1 protein-coding gene and 1 pseudogene are annotated in these 16,976 nt (G+C 68.0%); both read left to right on the forward strand.

The genetic code is table 11. The features are described 5' to 3' along the window. Nucleotides 1–5: 5 nt before the first annotated feature. Nucleotides 6–16,415 carry a WXG100-like domain-containing protein gene (locus ACWDEX_RS22640; RefSeq protein WP_450465572.1) on the forward strand — a complete coding sequence of 5,470 codons (16,410 nt, stop codon included), beginning with the start codon at nucleotides 6–8 and terminating at the stop codon, nucleotides 16,413–16,415. Nucleotides 16,416–16,762: 347 nt separating this feature from the next. Continuing rightward, nucleotides 16,763–16,976: pseudogene (locus tag ACWDEX_RS22645) on the forward strand (RNA-guided endonuclease TnpB family protein); the annotation flags it as partial.

Here is a 16,976-nt window from a genome sequence, read left to right on the forward strand (position 1 = left end):
ACCTCATGGCCATCGCGGTTCCGAAATGGCTCGACGACCTGTTCTTCGCTCTCATGGGCGAACGCATGCCGCAGGCCAACGAAGACCTTGCCTATCTGAGCCACGAGGCCTTCAAATCGTTCGCGAACAAACTACGCAAGCTGGCAGAACTGATCATCGAGTCGGTCGGCGCCGCCGGCCAGGTGCTGCCGCCCGGGACCGCCCAGAACTACGTTCGCACCGCACACGTGTTGACCGACGACGGGGGCACGAACCACGTCACCGAGTTCGCCAAGCAGATGGACGACATCTCCGACGGCCGGGTGAAGACCTCCATCAACATCGCCGAGTCCAAGATCAACATCCTGATCCAACTGGCGGTCCTGGCGGCGCAACTGCTGTTCCTGGCCGTGATGGCGTTCTTCACCGGCGGGGCCACGTCGGGCGAGGCGGTGGAAGCCAAACTGCGTACTCGTGCGCAGATCCTCGTGCTCCTGCAATTGCTGGCCCAGCGCACCCACCTCCTGCCGACCCTGAGCGAGGCACTGGAAGAGGCGTTCACGACGCTCGCCGCGCGACTGGCTCTGATGCTGACGGCGGCACCCGGCCGCAAGCCGCACGGCATCGATGTGAAAGACGTCGTGCTGAGCGGAGTCACCGGCGGCCTCACCTCGATCTTCGATCACATATTCCACGGCGCGAAGAACGCCTTCAAGGGGCTCTTCAAGAAGTTCGACATCGGCGCCGGCTTCGACACGAAGTTCGCCGACAAGAACAAGATGCCCGGTCTCAACAGCAATCCGGGCAGCGGTGCCGTCGCACACGGTGGGAAGAACCTGACGTCCGACGGACTGCTCTCCAACGGTGGGAAATACGGCGCCAAGGCTGCTGACGAGGGACTCGACGCCGTTGTTGAGGGGTTCGCGGAGTCTCTCGCGGTGTTCGCCGTCTTCGGGCAGGGGTTCAGTGCGCCGGACTTCTATGGCTCCGTCGTCAGCAACCTCAACACCAACCTGATGTTCAAGGGAACGGAGAAGGCCGGCCTTGGACTGCGCGACCTCGCCTTCTCGCAGAACCTCAATGTGACTCCCCACAGCGCCTCGACCGGACCGACCACAGGCCCTGCCAAGACCAACGGCGGGAGCACCCCTGTTTCCGAGCCCGGCAAGGACGTACGGATTCCCACCACGGGCACGCAGGCCCCCACTCCGGCGTCCTACGCCCCCGGCGGCATCACCGAGGCCGGACCCTTTCCGGCCACCACCACCCCGCAGACCGACCTCCCCGACATGCCCCACGTGTCAGTCGATCCCGCCTCTACGGGCGCGGCACACGGTGCTAACCCGGCTACCGTGTCCGGCGGCGGAAACGTACCGGCGAAGAACACGGGCGCGGACGTGACACACGACCACACCACGCCCGGGACCCCCGCCGACGACGGGGCGAACGTGCAGCCCCCGGCCGAGGTGGACGCCGGTACGCAGACGGCGCCGGGCCACGGCGCCACTACCTTGCCGAACAGCTCCCAGACGGGTCCGGTCGCCGGCCCTGGAAAGACGGCACACGCGCCGTCCGACTCCCCAGCCGTCATGGACGACGGGGCCGCGCAGGACTCTCCGGACGCCCAGGACGTGCCCGCGGCGCGGCCGGATACGGTGTCCGCCACCGGCCAGGTGGCGACGAGCGGTGCGGGACCGGCCGTGTCCGCCGGGAACAACCAGGCTCCGACCGGATCCGCGCCCGCGAGTGCCGGACCGGCCACCGGGGCGGCGGCGGGCACGAACACCCCGGCCGCGGTGAAAGCCGACGGCACCGGCCCGGCCCACAGCACGAGCGGACCGGCCGGCCAGGACCGCCCGAAGGCGGACGCCGACCGGAGCACGCAGCGCAACAGCACGGACGCCGTCCCGACCGTCTCGGACACGACCCACACGGCCACGACGGCGGGCACGACCACCACGCACGGCCAGGACACCACGGCCGGCCCTGTCGATGTGTTCGAGGACTCCCGGTCCGAGGGCCTCGCCGCCCCCGCCCCGACGGCCACCGTCTCGCAGACCGACGCCGCGAAGCCGGACCGCGTCACCGCCGAGGACCCCACACCGACGGGGATCGCCGACGACCTCACCACCACCGTCCCACGCGCGGACTTCCCGGCGGAAACCGTCTCCGTCCCGGTTGTGTCGGAGACGGAGACCGTGTGGGCGGAGAAGACGACGGAGACCGGCGCATTTGTCGGTGTCAGGCTCGCGGACAAGGCCGCACTGCTCCACGACATCGACAGGAAGGCGAAGCGGTTCGGCAAGCTCCGCGAGGAGACCGCGATCAAGCCCGCAGCCGAGGCGCACCTCCTCCTGGTGGAGAAGAACGTCGCACTGCCGTCCATCCTGCCCGGTGACAGTCCCAAGGCGCCGGAGCGGCTGGCGGTCCTGCTGCGGGACGCGCTCGCCATGGCCCTGCACGAAGGACCACGCAACGAGGCGCAGGCGCTGACCGTAGCGGGCCGGGACGCATTCGACCTGCATGCTCTTCGTACGGTGATGGTGGGCGGGGCGCCGACCGCGCTGAACGACACCGCCGCCGGCCCCTCTCGTACCGCACTCACCCAGACCGCCGACGTCCATCGTCGGGACCGCACAGGCCTCGTCACCGGGGGAGTGGCCCGGGAAGCCGACGCGGACATCGCCCGGCAAGTGGAGGCCGCCACGCGGGCCGACGACGGTTCGCCGGGCCGACCCGGGCCCGCCCCTGTCGGGGACCCCGTCGACCGGCCCCTGAGTGCTCCGTTGCGGACGGGGACCATGCCGGGAGACAGCGCAGCGCGCCGGCTCGCCGGCGAACCCGGTCCATTGGGCCGCGAGGGACTCGAAGCGTTGGCGAACGACGTCGTCGCCGTTGCCGGCCGGGGCGACGGGCAGGATTGTGTGATTCTGCTGACGGAGTTCATGCGCCGGGTGCATGGGCAACGTGGGCCCGGCGGTGGTGTCCGCGCCGGTGAGTCGTTGGACGACTCGGTGGTCGGACTGCGGGGTGCCCCTCAGAACCTTCTCCCCGGCGCCGACTGGCACCGGATTCCCTCCTGGTCGCACGTGTCGGCGGTGCTGTGCGCCGAAGCGGACAAGTCGCAGGCTCCGACCATGGCACTGATCGTGGCTCAACGTGGCGCGGGGGCCGACTTCGTCTTCGACAGGACAGCGGCCATGGGGCACGCATTCGCCGCCGTCGCCACACCCGGTGCTGAAGGACACACCTGGTGGCTGGAGTTCCAACGCCCGGAAGGAGCCCGGGTGACGGTACAGGCACCGGATCGGGAGGCCCTCCACGCGCACGCCGTGGTGGTCTCACGGGGCCGGGTCCTGGCGGACGCTCTGCTGCAGGACACACCGAGCCGGACGGCTCCAGCGGTGTTCCAGCGGGCCGCGGAGTCGGAGTCCCTTGCCCGCTCCCTCGTGGACCGACCGCTGGACCCGCGGGTTGGGGCCATGGGTTTCGAGGGGGAGACCTCCTTCGTCGTGGCCGCGAAGGACGCGGCGAACTGGTCGCCGAAACTGGAGATCGTCACATCCCCGCACCTCTCTATAACTACAGACCTCTTCCGGGATCAATTGGTCGCCGAGGTCGTCACCAGGCCGATCAACTCGCTTCGGGGAGAAGCTCTCTTCACTCACGAACGCAGGACGTTCGACGAGGTGAGGGACGTCTTCGAACGTCTACGGAAGGCCAGCCCCGGCACGCCGCTCACGAAGTTGTTCCCCGAGAGTCACGGTTTTACTGTGCACCCGGCCGCGAGACGGGCTATTTACCAGGGCGAGTACCACGCGGGCAGACTCTCACTTCAGATCACGGTCGGTATTCCTCTGAACGGTCTGAAGGAACTGCTGGAGCAAGTCGGCCGACGGGCTCTGTTCCCCGATTCCGTGGCGCACCGGCACCTGATGAGCGGGCGGGAGTTCGCAGACTCTCTCACGCAGCGGTTCACACGCCAGGAGCAGTACGGCAACACGGACCGCGATGTCCTGCACGGCTTCGCGCATCTCGTCTACACGCAGGTCGCAGCCCTGACCTACGGGGTCGCGACTGGTGACGAGGTTTCGTACAAGAGCTTCACGCCTGTCGCGTCGCGTACCTCTTTGTCCGCGTTGCGGGCCGCGCTGCCACAGTCGGTGCGCCAATTTCTCCGTGCGGAGTCCGATTGGATCGGCGACACCTTCACACGGCAGTTCTACAGGGACAATCGCGACGATCGCGAAATAAGACTGACCGACGGTATGGGTGAGCCCATCGATTTGCTCGAACAGTCCCCACTGCTCGATGAACAGAGGGAGAACTTCCGGGTCCGTGACTATCTCCGGAACGCACTCGTCTCGGTACGTCCTGACGAAGTGATAACCCAGAACACCGCGCTCTCGCTGACGTCTCACTTCACCTCCATGGATGACCACTTCGGAACCCGTTCGGGCGCACCTCTCGCTGTTCTAGAAATGCGTTCCTACGGAGACCGCGATGTTGCAGTACGGCGGAACTGGGACCGTTACCTGGCCGAACTGAAGGGTTATTACAATGAGTTGTCGGCGGTGGCTCGGCGCGCCGACGACCGAGCCTGGGAGGCGCAGCGGCAGCGAGGCAGGCCGGACCCGCGCTGGGACACACCCGTCGCCCAGGTCGCTTTTCCGGAGCGGAACCGCGGAGACGTACCTACGCAGGAACTGCAAACCATCGAGCACTTCGCGACACAGATCGGACAGGAACTGGCACGGCGCCACGGAGCAGGACTGCCCGGACTCGTCGTCCACGTGGAGGGAGGAGGCAACGGCAGCAGTGCCCGGGACGTCGGCCGACAACGTGCAGAGGCAGTCGCACAGCATCTGCGTCACTTTCTTACGCAGCACGCACAGCACAACCACTGGCCGACCGGCCTGCTGGACCTGCAACCGGCTTCTCGCGCCAAGGGCCCCACCGTGGCCCCGACGGACCTCGGCACGGCCAACGGCCAGGACAGAGCCGCACAACGCTCCGTCATCCTGTGGTCCACTCCTCGACCCGCGGCCGGGTCGACGGCGGGCCCGCAGTTGCACGTCTTCCCGTTCCGCCCGGACGAGACCTGGGACTCGAAGACCCACCGTGTACTTCAGGGTGCGCTGCTGAACGCGGTACTCAGCGGCGAGATCGGTACGCCGTACATGACCGGGCTGGTGAAGGCGCTCGACGCAACCCATAGGGCGGCGCCCACCGATGGCACTCGCCTCGTACCCGACCCGCAGCCGACGTCGTTCCCCAGTGCGGGCGATCTCGTCACGCGCATGACTTCCGCTGCCGACGCCAGGGATGCCGACGGACCCGGCGGCTCCACACGGTCCGTCAGGCGTGACACCGGGTCCGCCGACGTACCGGGGAACGCGGAGGGGCACGAGACGCGTGAGTCCGCGCCCGTTTCCGAGACCACCGACCCGCTCGTCGCGGGAGTGGACGACGGAACCGTCCGGGAAGCCCTGGGCATCCTGCGCGGCGAGCGGTTCAGGTTTCCGATGGTGATCGGTACGAGCGGGGAGGACCAGGTACGGCGGGGCTTTGGCGAGTCCGTCGTCCGCTCCGTCGCCGAGATCCTGGACACCCGCGGGAGGACGGAGGCCGTCCTCTTCGCGCGGGTCCTCACTTCCCGCCTGTACGAGGCGTTCCCGGACCTGCAGCGCCGGGACGGCGCGCTTGGCGGGGCACCTCAGCAGGGCTCCCGCCCCCGGTCCGGGGGGCCGTCGGATCCACGCGCGCAGGGGAGCGCGAGCACTTCGGCGTCCGTACAGTCTCCCTTCGCCGCTGCCCCTGGCGGCCCCCTGCCCTGGGTGCCGCCCCGTCGGCCGCGTGTCGACTACGGCAAGATCGGCGCGGAGATCGAGACCGACTGGCAGGTCCGGGTGGACGATGATCTGTGGCATGGCGAGTTGCTGGCCGAGAACGACGTCCTCACCCTGACCGCCGAGCAACTGAAACCGGGCGAGTCGGCCACCCTGGAGATCGTCGGCGCCCCGATCGGGTTCGACGGGGCACCGGGCGGGGTTTCCGAGGCGGACTTCTGGGAGTCACTGGAGCACGTTCTGACCACGCTGCAGCGCGCGGCTGCGGGACCGGGCAGCACGATCAACCGGCTGTTCGGACCGCAGAACGGCTTTCGGCTCCTCGAGTACGCGGACGCGGTCGTGGAGAAGGAGGATCGGCACAAGCCGTCGCTCCTGTCGCCGCAATGGACGGTCGGCATGCACCCGTCGGAACTGTTCGACTTCATCGTCGAGGACGTCGATCCGCTGTCCGTACAGAGCGCGCCCACCGCCCACCTCGACGCGGCGGCGGGTGTGGCCTTCGCCCAAGACGTGGCCGGCCACTTCTACGCGGCCACGCACGGTCTTCCCGATGTGCACCCGTCCGTGGCCTGGCACACCGTCGACGAGACCGAGTACCGGTCGCTCGCCGGGCTGCTGCTGCTGGTGTTCACACAGGCGGTCACCATCGCGCACAGGGGCGACGACGTCCATGCGGGTAAGGCGGGCGAGGGGATGAACAAGGCCTATGCCTTCATCGCGTCCCGCCACGACCCGGTCGTTCTGGCGACAGCGCTGCCGCCCCGGGCCCGCCAGTTCCTCGGCGAACACGCCGACGCCGTGCTGCAGGCGTTCTCCACGCACGCGCGACGCGTCCTGAGAGACCCGTCCCGGGACCCCCTCGAAGCCACCATCCAGGGGCACGGGACCGTCGAGGACTACCTGCGTGGCTTCATCGATCCCGGTCATCCGAACCGGGTGGGTCAGCAGGCACTGGGAATCGAGACCCGGTTCCCCGAATTGGACGGCGGCAAGGTCCTCGTCGAACTGCGCGACCTGACCGACGGCATGAGCATCGGGGAGATTCGGAGGAGCTACGAGGACCTCAAACGCAGGACGCACGAGCGGTACGAGGCCGCGGCCCGACGAAACGTGCTGGACCCCCGCCACCACGACCACGGCCGGTCGCTCCAACTGACGTTTGCGAACGACGGCCTCGCGAGCACCCTGGAACGCCTGGTGCGTGACACCCGGGCCTTGGACACGTTCCGCCACCGGCTCGGCCACGATTACCGGCCGCTCGAAGAGGGCGCTGTCCGGACCCTGGTCCAGGGCCTGCTCACGGCGACGGGCACCGGTGCCGTGCGCGCGGGCGCGGGCTCGAGTGCGGCGGGTAGCTCCGGTGGGACGCCCGTCGACGTGCTGCGGCGCCTTGACTCATCCCTGTCGGAGCTGGCGATCCAGGTCAACCTCTCCGACTTCGACGGGCGTTCCTGGGAGGCCGTCAGGCCGACGTGGGCACGTGCCATGCACGATGCCGCCGTGCTTCACGAAAGGTTGAGCGGAGAATCGGCGGACTGGCCGCCGTTGCAGGTGGCAGGGGACTGGGAGCGGCATTCGGCTGTCGCGTACAAGCCGCGCAAGGGAATCAAGAATGTCGACGAGGCGGTCCGGGCCATGCTCCGCCGCCCCGGCACGACGACGTACCAGGAGGTCCTCGCCAAGATCAGCGAATGGCGCGACGGCAAGACGGCGGACAACCCTCGCGCGAGCGCCGTCGCGAGGCTGGAGCGGGAGGTGCTCCACCGGCTCGGCGGCGCCGTCGAAGACGTGGTGCCACCGTCCCGGCCGAGCGCGGCGCACGGAGCACGGCCCGGAGCCGGCGACGCCCGCTGGCCCCGCCCTTCCGCGGCTGTGCTGCAGGAGTGGGCCGACCGGTTCGGCTACGCGCGCGAGTATCTCGGCACAGCGCCGGATGCCGGATCGCTCAGGGAGCGGGCGGAGCGGATCACCGCGGCTCACCACGTCACCCCGGCTTCTCCGGAGGCGGATTCCTCCGCCGGAGCCCGCGCCTACCGGAAGCTCTACGGCCAGGTCGTCGACGTCGTGGCTTTCGCCCTGGCGCAGAAGAAGCACACGGCGGACCCGGAGCGCTGGGGTGTCCGCGCCGCCCATGAGACGGCCGAGGCGTTCGGCAGCGCCCGGCCCGGCCCGGCCGGCGGGACACGACCGGGCGATCCGTCCGGTGCGCAGCGACAGGGGAGCGGTTCAGCCGGCGGCAACGCCGCCCGTCCACCTGCCTCGGGCAGCCGCCCCGGCACGACGGACCCGGTGGTCGAGGTGTGGTCCGCGGACACGGAGGACGCGTTCGTGACCGGCGCTCTCGGGGCAGTGTGGACCGCGGTGCGGGAGAAGGGGCTGCATCATCCGGTCACGCTGGCCCTGATCGGCCGGCTCGCCTCCCACCGGGAGACGATGACCACGGTCCAGGCGGGCCAGTTCGACTTCCTGGAGGCGTGGTCCCGGCTGCCCGAATCCCACGAGCAGCCCGAGGCCACCCCCGGCCCGACCGGCTCCTCACGGGAGCTCCGGCACGACACGCCAGTACGTCCGTCCGACGACGCCGACCCGAGGCGATCCGTTGCGGGTCCCTGGTCGTCGCAGCAGTCGTCCTCGGGGGATGCCCGTGCTTCGGGACTGCGTGGACGTGAAGCGGAGGACGAGCCCGGATGGTTGCCGCAGGCATATGCGGATGGCACTCGTCTGCCGGTGCCTTCGGGACTGGCCGAGGTGCGGGCGGCTCTGGAGGGTAACGGTGTGCTGGTGGGGGAGGTCCGCGGGGATGGCGACTGTTTCTTCAACTCGGTCATCCTCACCATGGGGTTGCACACGCTTCCGTCGGAGCCGGTCAGGACTGCCACGGAACTGCGTGAGCGGCTCGCGGCCTATCTCGAGACACAACGCGGCGCAGCTCATGGCATATGGGCCAGGCTGAGGGAGACGTTGCCGGCGCTGGCGCCCGAGGGGCTGACACGTGAGCAGCAGTGGGATGATCTCGTCCATTTCGTGCGGACTCCCGGGGCGTGGGATGCGTCGTACGGTGATCTCATCCCGTACCTGATGACGCAGATGCACGACATGGGGATCCATGTCGTGCAGTGGAATCCGCTTCAAGAACCTCGCGTCTGGGGACGGTGGCTGTCCGAGGGCGATGTGCCGCCGAGAGACGGCCAGCGGTGGATCGCCTTGGTGCGTCTGAACACGGGGCCGGGTACCGAGCACTGGGCACCCACCCTGCGCGTCGGGGACTCTTATCCTGCCGGGACGACGGCGGCGATGTGGACGTCGGCGTCGCAGGCTCCCACTGCGAGCGGTTCCGGTGTCCGTGGTGGGGGGAGTGTTGTTGCCGGCCCGCCCCGTGATGCGCTTCCGGACCTCGGCGTGATCGAGCGGGATCCGGGCCGAGGGGCGAATGGGCTCGCTTCTGCGGGCGGTTCGGTTTTCGAGCCGTATGTCATCCCTGATGGCGAGAGAGTGTCAGACACGACCCGGGATCGGGTCGAGCTCCTCAACGCTTTCTACAAAGAATTTCCCGACATGATCGGACATCGCCCTTCCAGAGGAAGTGAGAGCACCAAGGGCAATGTGCACAAGAAGGTGTTGATCCTCAGTCATAACCTGGCGAAGCGCGGTATCGATCCGACGGACAAACACCTTATCGGCGCCTTCGAGCACTTCCGCGTAAAAACGGAGAAGAGAACGAAAGGTGATCTTCACAGAGTATTTCTTGTGGATCCGGTGAGATCGAAAAGGCTTTTGCAGGGGCCGGCGACGGCGTGGGACACGACGCGTTCAACGCGCGACCATGAATTGTACCAGTATCACGTCAAAAATCTCAGGAACCGTGGCCTCAAAGTACAACGGCTGAATCTCTCTTCGATCGTCGAGGTGATCCAGCAAGGCTTGTCGTGGGAGTTCAGGGGCGGTGACACGTCGCGGGTCTTCGTAACCATGTCCGAGACCAAGCAAATCGACCAATTGAATGAATTCGCTCGTTTGATGGGGCTCCGACCGGGGGTGGTTCCACCGTGCGTGCCAGGCCCGCGCAAGCTTAACGATCTTCGGGGGCGGGTGGGTGATTTCTTCTGGCACCTGCAGTACACGGGTGTTCCGGAGAGCCGCAACGAGCTTGTCACGTGGCTTACTGAGCATGGCTTTCATCTGACGCGGTATCAGGCTGGTGATGGTGTCGTCATGATGAGGCTGCCGGTGCCGGACGGTGCCCGTGATCCTGGTGGTGCGTCCGTCTACGACGTCCTCGACAGGACTTTCCCGGACTGGAGGTCGCTTCTGGAGTCGCAGGCGGGGCCGAGTGCGGTGGTTCCGGGTGTGGACCAGGAGGCTGCTGTGCCGCAGGTGGCTGCTTCGGGAAGTGTGCGTGGGAATGACCTTGGGGTGGCGGATGCGCCTGAACCCATGCTCGTGGACGCCGAGGGCGTGGAGGCTGCCGGCGCGGCTGGCGAGCCGGACGAGGGTCCCCGGGGTGGCGGGGCGGTAGACGACGGCGAGCGGGTCGCCAGGCGCGCACTCGCCGAGACGTTCCTGGAGAACATATCGTCTCCTGTGCCGCATGGCTGGACCGCTGACACCCTGGTGGACCTGTGGGACAGCGCCGACCGCCTCCTGGTCAATGAGGTCGCCAGGATCGCTCACGGATTGCGGAACCATCCGGAGGTGGAGTCGTACTTCGCGCTCGGGCTGTCCAGCAACCTCACGTTGGCGCAGATCGAAGTGGCGGTGCGGCAGAAGCTGGCCGAGAGGCTCCACCTGGATGTCCTGCGAGATGAAGCAGAGGCCCGGCTCCTGTGGGCGGCCGCTGCTCAGCACACTCGCGACAACGCCGACAGGGTGCTGGAACGGGCTGTGGCCGCGGTTCGCCACGGACGGAGGCGGACAGTCGCGTCTTCGGAAACGATCACCTCCGCAACACGTAGTCCGATGGTCGGCATGGCACTCACCCAGAGCGAGAGCACAGATGCTCTCAACCAGCAGCTCCTCACCGAGAACCTGGAGACACTGCTCAGGGGACGGGTACGTCGGCAAGCCGCACTCGACCCGACCGCCCGTCAGGACCAAGCGGATTTCGATGTGGCGCGGGTTCTGCGGGACCTCCGGCCGGATATGCAGCCGGGGCGGGCGGATGCGTTCGGCGGTGATCCGTTCGGGGTGCGACGGCCGAAACCGGCTCCTGAGTTCATGCGTCCTGGCGGGAAGCGGTATGACTTCTCCGCTCTCCGCGCTGATCAGCGAACGGAATTCTTTGCGCGACTCGACCTGAAACGACGTGTCGGGCCGACGGCGGCACAACTGGACGTGACCTCCCTTCCGCACCATCGGGACAGTGTTGTGGTCGGTGCGAGCGCGTCACGTTCCTCCGGGTTCGGAGTCAAGCGCCAGAAGGTGCCGAAGCTGCTTCACAGCATCTGGTACGGACCGCTGTTCGACGACGGCCCGCACGGGGCACGCACGGAATTCCGCGCCAACATCGCGGAGGCGGCCCGGCTCAATCCCGGATGGCGCATCGCCCACTGGACGGACGTCACACGGTCCGAAATCGACGAAGTCCGCGACTCCTTCGATCCGCGTACCGCCACGGAGCGGCAGTCGCAGATCAGGGACATGCTGGAGTGGGCGGAGGGAATCGAGAACCTCGTACTCGTCAACGAGGACGAGATCTACAACGCCGACACCCCGATGACGCTGCAGTCGCAGGTGCTCACCGAGCGCGCCCGGGGCGGCAAGTCACTCGCCGGCGCGAGTGACATGGCGCGGATCGAGCATCTGCGCCGTTTCGGCGGCGTCTACAGCGACGGAGACAACAAGATCTTCGACCTCTCGCAGGTGGTGCACCGGACCGCCCTGCGACCCGACGGATTCGCGCTGCTGCGCGCCGACCTGCCGGAGAACCCAGCCGATGGGGCGCATCGCGACTCACGTCCGATGAACAACGCCGCGATCGTCTCGGTCGCCGCAAACGCGGCCACCCAGCACTATCTCCGTCTGCTGGCCGAGAACTACCAGACGTCCCTGCCGGATCTGCTCCGGCGCGGCGCCAAGGGACTTCAGCAGCTCAGCGACGACCTCATCGGCCAGGAGGCCACGCCCTACCCGGCAGTGCACAAGCCCTCCCGAGAGGTCACGCACCGTACCGGCCCCAACGCCCTGTTGTTCACCCGTCTCGCCGCGGCACTCGGACATACCGATCCGGACGACCGCGAGGCCGGTGACAGGTTCCTGCTGGGATCCATTCCCCCGGATGCCATCAAGGTGGAGAGCCGTGGCAGTTGGAACGTCGGGTACACCGACGGAGCACGGGGCGTCAGCCACGAGCGACTGACCGCCGCTGTGCGGTCCATCGTCGTGGGCCTTCACGCAGAACTGCACAACCGCCCCGGGGGCCTCCTGCTGAAGACGATCGACGACACGGTGAGGTCCCTGGACCTGCCCGAGACGCAGCGGGTGCCGGTCTGGGGCGCGGCCCTCACGCTGTTCCACGAGTCGTTGGGCCGCAACACGGGGCAGGTCAGATGGATTGCCTCCGGCGTGGAGGTGAACCCGCCGCAAGAGGCGGTGTCGCAGGCCCGCAGCCTGTTCCCACAGGCCGAATACGTGCACTCCGGCTCCCACCGCGCCACGACGGCCGCCGGTCCAAGCACCCGGGACGGCACGGGAACAGGCGGGCCTGGTCGGCAGGGTGCACCCACGCCTCCGATGTCGACCGGCACCACCGGTGTCTCGTATCCGGCGGTCGACGCGGTCACCCGGAGGCGTTGGGAGCAGAGATTCGCACAGGCCCGGGAGAACCTGGCCGCTCTCGACGACCAACGGCGACAGGACCTCCTGCGAGATGCCGCACGGATCATGGCCAACCGTCACCAGGCGCCTCCGATCATCCGCGAGGGCCTACAGCCCGGGTCCCCCGGGGAGGCATACCGGGCACTTCACGACGACATCACAACCCTGATCGCCGACCACCTGCACCGCGAACCGGCCCCGCACCTCGCGACGGCGGAAAGGCCGGCCTGGGCGCTCTCCGAACAACTGCGCAAGGAATTCCGCACCCACGCCACGACAGGCGGCGCGGCAGGAAGCCACTCCGACCCGCAGCCGGTCTACACCGCCGAACCTCCGGCGCCGGACGCGCGGTCCGCGCTCTCGCCAGGCCCGTCGCAGGCACCGGAAGCGACGCGCCCCGGCCTTCCCGATGCAGCCGAAGAGCCGGGGGCGACCGCGTTCACCGGACAGGCCGACGCCGTCTTCGCCGCTCTTACCCTGCAAGGGACTTCCTCCGGCAACCAGCTCAGGCCGGGTAGCGGTTTTGAGCAAGCGACGGAGCCCGGGCCGGACCAGGACGACCGCGACACCTCTGCCTCTGTCGAACAGTCTGAGGAGTACGACGACCTCGGCCCTCTCTCGCCCGAGGAAGTGGAGGCCGGTTGGGCCTCCTTGCAGGACTACCTGGACCGAGCCCCGGGTGTCCTGGCCAAGCTTCCCGAGGAAGTCGCCGAGCGACTACTCGCCGACGCCCACACCCTCCTGTGGGGAGCCGGCGTCGAGCTTCCCCCACTTCCGGGCGGGACCGGCAAGGCTGACCCGAATCTCTTGGTCAAGGTCCGAGAGGCCGTCGCTCTGGCGACGCATGTGTCATCGCGACGGAAAGCGTTGGCGCTGGCGGTGGCAGCGCGCACGGCATTCGGCATCGCAGCCCTCCGAGCCACGGGTATCGCCGGTGCACCGAGAGGAGCCGGTCACACGTCGGGCGGTTCACAGCACGCCGGCGGCAACCCGATGGCCGGTCCTGTCCAAGGGACGAGTTCTCCTCAGGTGGGGCGGTCCGCAGAGGCTTACGATCCGTCGAGCGACCTGCCCGTCACCGAGACCGTGGTCGCAGGAACGCCCGGGGCAGGGACCCGCATCCGCCCCCGGGTCATGGGTGCGCGAGGGCCGCGACCGCGTACGGGCCCGGAGCCCCGGAACGTCGCCTCTTCGAACCCGACCGCGTCGGCTGCCGGCGCAGTAGGAACGGGCCCCAGCTCGCGAGACTGGCGTTGGCTGCAGCGATTCGACGCGGACACAGTGGCGATACTCGAACATATGCGCGCATACGAGGGGACTGCGCCGACACGGCGTGACGGAGCCGCGCAGAACACTCTTCCGCAGCCGGATGGCGGTGCAGCTTCCGGTGACCCGCACCCCGGGGCTATCGACCGGGAAACCCCGGGAGCGCGGGAAGAACCGATGACGACGCTGTCGGACGCGGCCGGCACGGCACCGAGCCCGCTCGCACCGGACTCCTCGGAAAGCGGGCCGGACAGGTCGACACATGAGCGGCAACAGGAGCCCGGCCCGTCCGCGCTCCACGTCGACTACGGCAAGATCGGCGGCGAGTTCGAGACCGACTGGCAGCTCACGATCCGTACTGTCGAGGACAGCAGGATTCTCGCCCACAATGATCACCTGAAGCTGACGGTGGAGTGGCTCAGTCCCGACAAGCCGGCATTCCTCGAAATCGTCGGCACACCGATCGCGTACCGGGGAGAGCCGGGTGGTGTTTCCGAGGAGGACTTCTGGCACTCGCTCGAGTACGTCATGCATACGCTACGGGGCGGCATGACGGTCAAGCGGCTGTTCGGCCCGTGGAACGGCTTCCGCCAGGAGCAGGATTCCGGTCTGTGGGTGGAAGAAGGCAAGGAGCTCACTCTCTCTCCGCAGTGGACCGTGGGAATGCACCCGTCCGAGCTGCTCGACTTCCTCGTGGACGATGTCAGGCCGATGTCCGAGCAGAGCACCGACACCGCCCACCTCGACGCGGAGATCGGCGCCGCCTTCGCGAGGGAGGTGGCGGCCCGCTTCTACGCCTCCGAACACCGCATACGAGTCCCCCACTCCGCACTGGCCTGGCAGCTCCTCGACGATGTCGAGTACCGGTCCCTGGCGGGCCTGCTCCATCTGGTGTTCACGCAGGCGATCACCGGCCTGCACTGGCGTGACGACGACCTGGCCGCCAACAGGTCGCCTGAACGGTGGTTCAAGAGCTACACCTTCGCTCTGTCCCGGCACGACCCGAGCACACTGGCGCGGGCGCTTTCCCCTCGCGCACGTGACTTCCTGAACCGCAATTCGGAGTACGTACTGCGGAAGTTCAGTGACCACGCGCGGCGCGCCCTGAGCGACCAGTACACGGGAGACCCGCTCGCTGCACCCTTCTCACCCGGGCTGACCGTCCGGGACTACCTGCAAAACTTCACCCAGCACGCTCCCCGTCGCCTGGCGAGGCAACAAGCCGTGATGCTCGCGACGTCGTTCGATGAACTCGACGGGGGGAAGGTGCTCGTCGAACTGCGTGATCTGCCGGATGCCGCCGGGATTTCGCAGGCTCGCGAGACCTACGACACCCTCAAACAGCGCGCACACGCCCGATACGAAGCGGCGGCCCGCAGGAAAGCTGGAGGATCCGCCCCTCGGCACACGGGATATTCGGGCGTTCTTGCCGATGCGGAACTCGCGGACACCGTCGAGCGGCTGGTGCGGAACACGGACGCGCTCAACACGCTTCGCCACCGACGGAATTTCCAGTACCAGCCGATCGAGCACGAAGCCGTCCAGCTCATGGTCCGCCGCGTGGTCCAGCTGGCCGGTGACGGGAACGAGCCCGGCGGCACCCTGGAATCAGCCGGGGAGGACCTCGTTCTCGTGTCCGCCGCGCTGCGAAAGCTCGATGACGACCTGTCGGACTTCGCCCACCGGTTCAACCTCGCCGACTTCACCGGTTCCTGGGAAGGCATCAGACAGCCGTGGGCCCAGGCCATGCGGGATGTCGCGAGCCTTCGAGAAGCGTTGGCCGACGAGCCGTCGAACTGGCCGCCGGAGGACGTGATGCGGAACTGGGTGGAGAGGTCCACGCTTCCCGGCTCCGAGTCGCGCTCCGATATCGAGATCATCGACGCGGCCGTGGCGCACGCACTCGACCTCCCGGACGACACAGCCGCCCTTCAGGACGTACTGGCCGAGGTCACCGCTTGGCGGGGGGACAACCGGGACAGCGAGCGTGGCCAAGCCGTCCAGCTGCTGGAGCGCCAGGTGCTCCACTTGCTCGGCGGCCCGGTCGACCAGTCGGGAAGCAACACGTCCCCTGAAGAAGGCAGCGCGGGGCAGCACCGCACGTGGACACCGGGGGCGGCCGGTACTCCGCGCCTCACCGACACGCCGACCGGCACCGGGGCCCTGCCCAGCCGGTATCCCGTGCTTTCCAGCGAGGTGATGGAGCTGTGGCAGCCCTACTTCCGCGGCGCGCGTCAGCGACTCGAGCGCCGAAGGGACGGCGGGTCACTGCGGCAGCAGGCCGCGTCGATCGTCGCTGAACACCACATGGTTCCTCCGACCGCGGCCGGAGGGTACTCGGCCGAAGCCGCGGACTACGAGGATCTTCACAACCGCGTCGTCGACGTGGTGGCCGCCGTCCTTGGAGAGAGTCAAGGCGAGCCCGATCCCCGAGCGCGCGCCGCCCGGTTCGCCCGTGACCTGGCGGCAGCGTTCGGCAGCGGTCGTCCCGCTTCAGGACGATGAGGCCCGGCCGAGTCCATAGCTGACGTCCCCCGCGCCAGCGGCCCAGTCACGTCATCACCGATGTCTCCCGGCCGGGTCCTGTACTGACCGGTGGCATTTGCTACACGTGTGTGTCGAAACATGTGTCCTTCGGCACACCTCTCGCCTCTCGCTCGCCTGCAATGATCGAGCAAACATGTGGTTGCCTTAAGTAATAACGTTGGAGTGGATATGGCCGAGAAGGACCAGTTCGACTTGACTAGCGCGGAGCCCCGGGCGTTCACGCCCGGGAGGAAGGGCTTGTTTGGATCGCCAGAAGCGACCCGGCTGAGGTCAACAGTGCAGACCCATGAGCGCCCGCGAGTCAACGGTTCGTCTGCTCCGCGGACGGTCTCAAGATGCTGCGCGAGCACCGGCAGGGCGCATCGGATCTGGTGGAACGCGACGGCGTGTTCTATCTGATCGCCACGTGCGAGGTGCCCGAGGCTGAAGAGTACGAGCCTGACGGGTTCATCGGCGTCGATCTCGGCATCGTCAACATCGCCACCACGTCCACCGGCTACCAGGCCGCCGGGCGCGACC

It is taken from the genome of Streptomyces sp. NPDC001020 (assembly GCF_053599115.1).

Excerpts from the sequence above, each read along its gene's own strand:
- ACWDEX_RS22640 (WP_450465572.1), top strand. The coding sequence starts at position 6 with ATGGCCATCGCGGTTCCGAAATGGCTCGACGACCTGTTCTTCGCTCTC.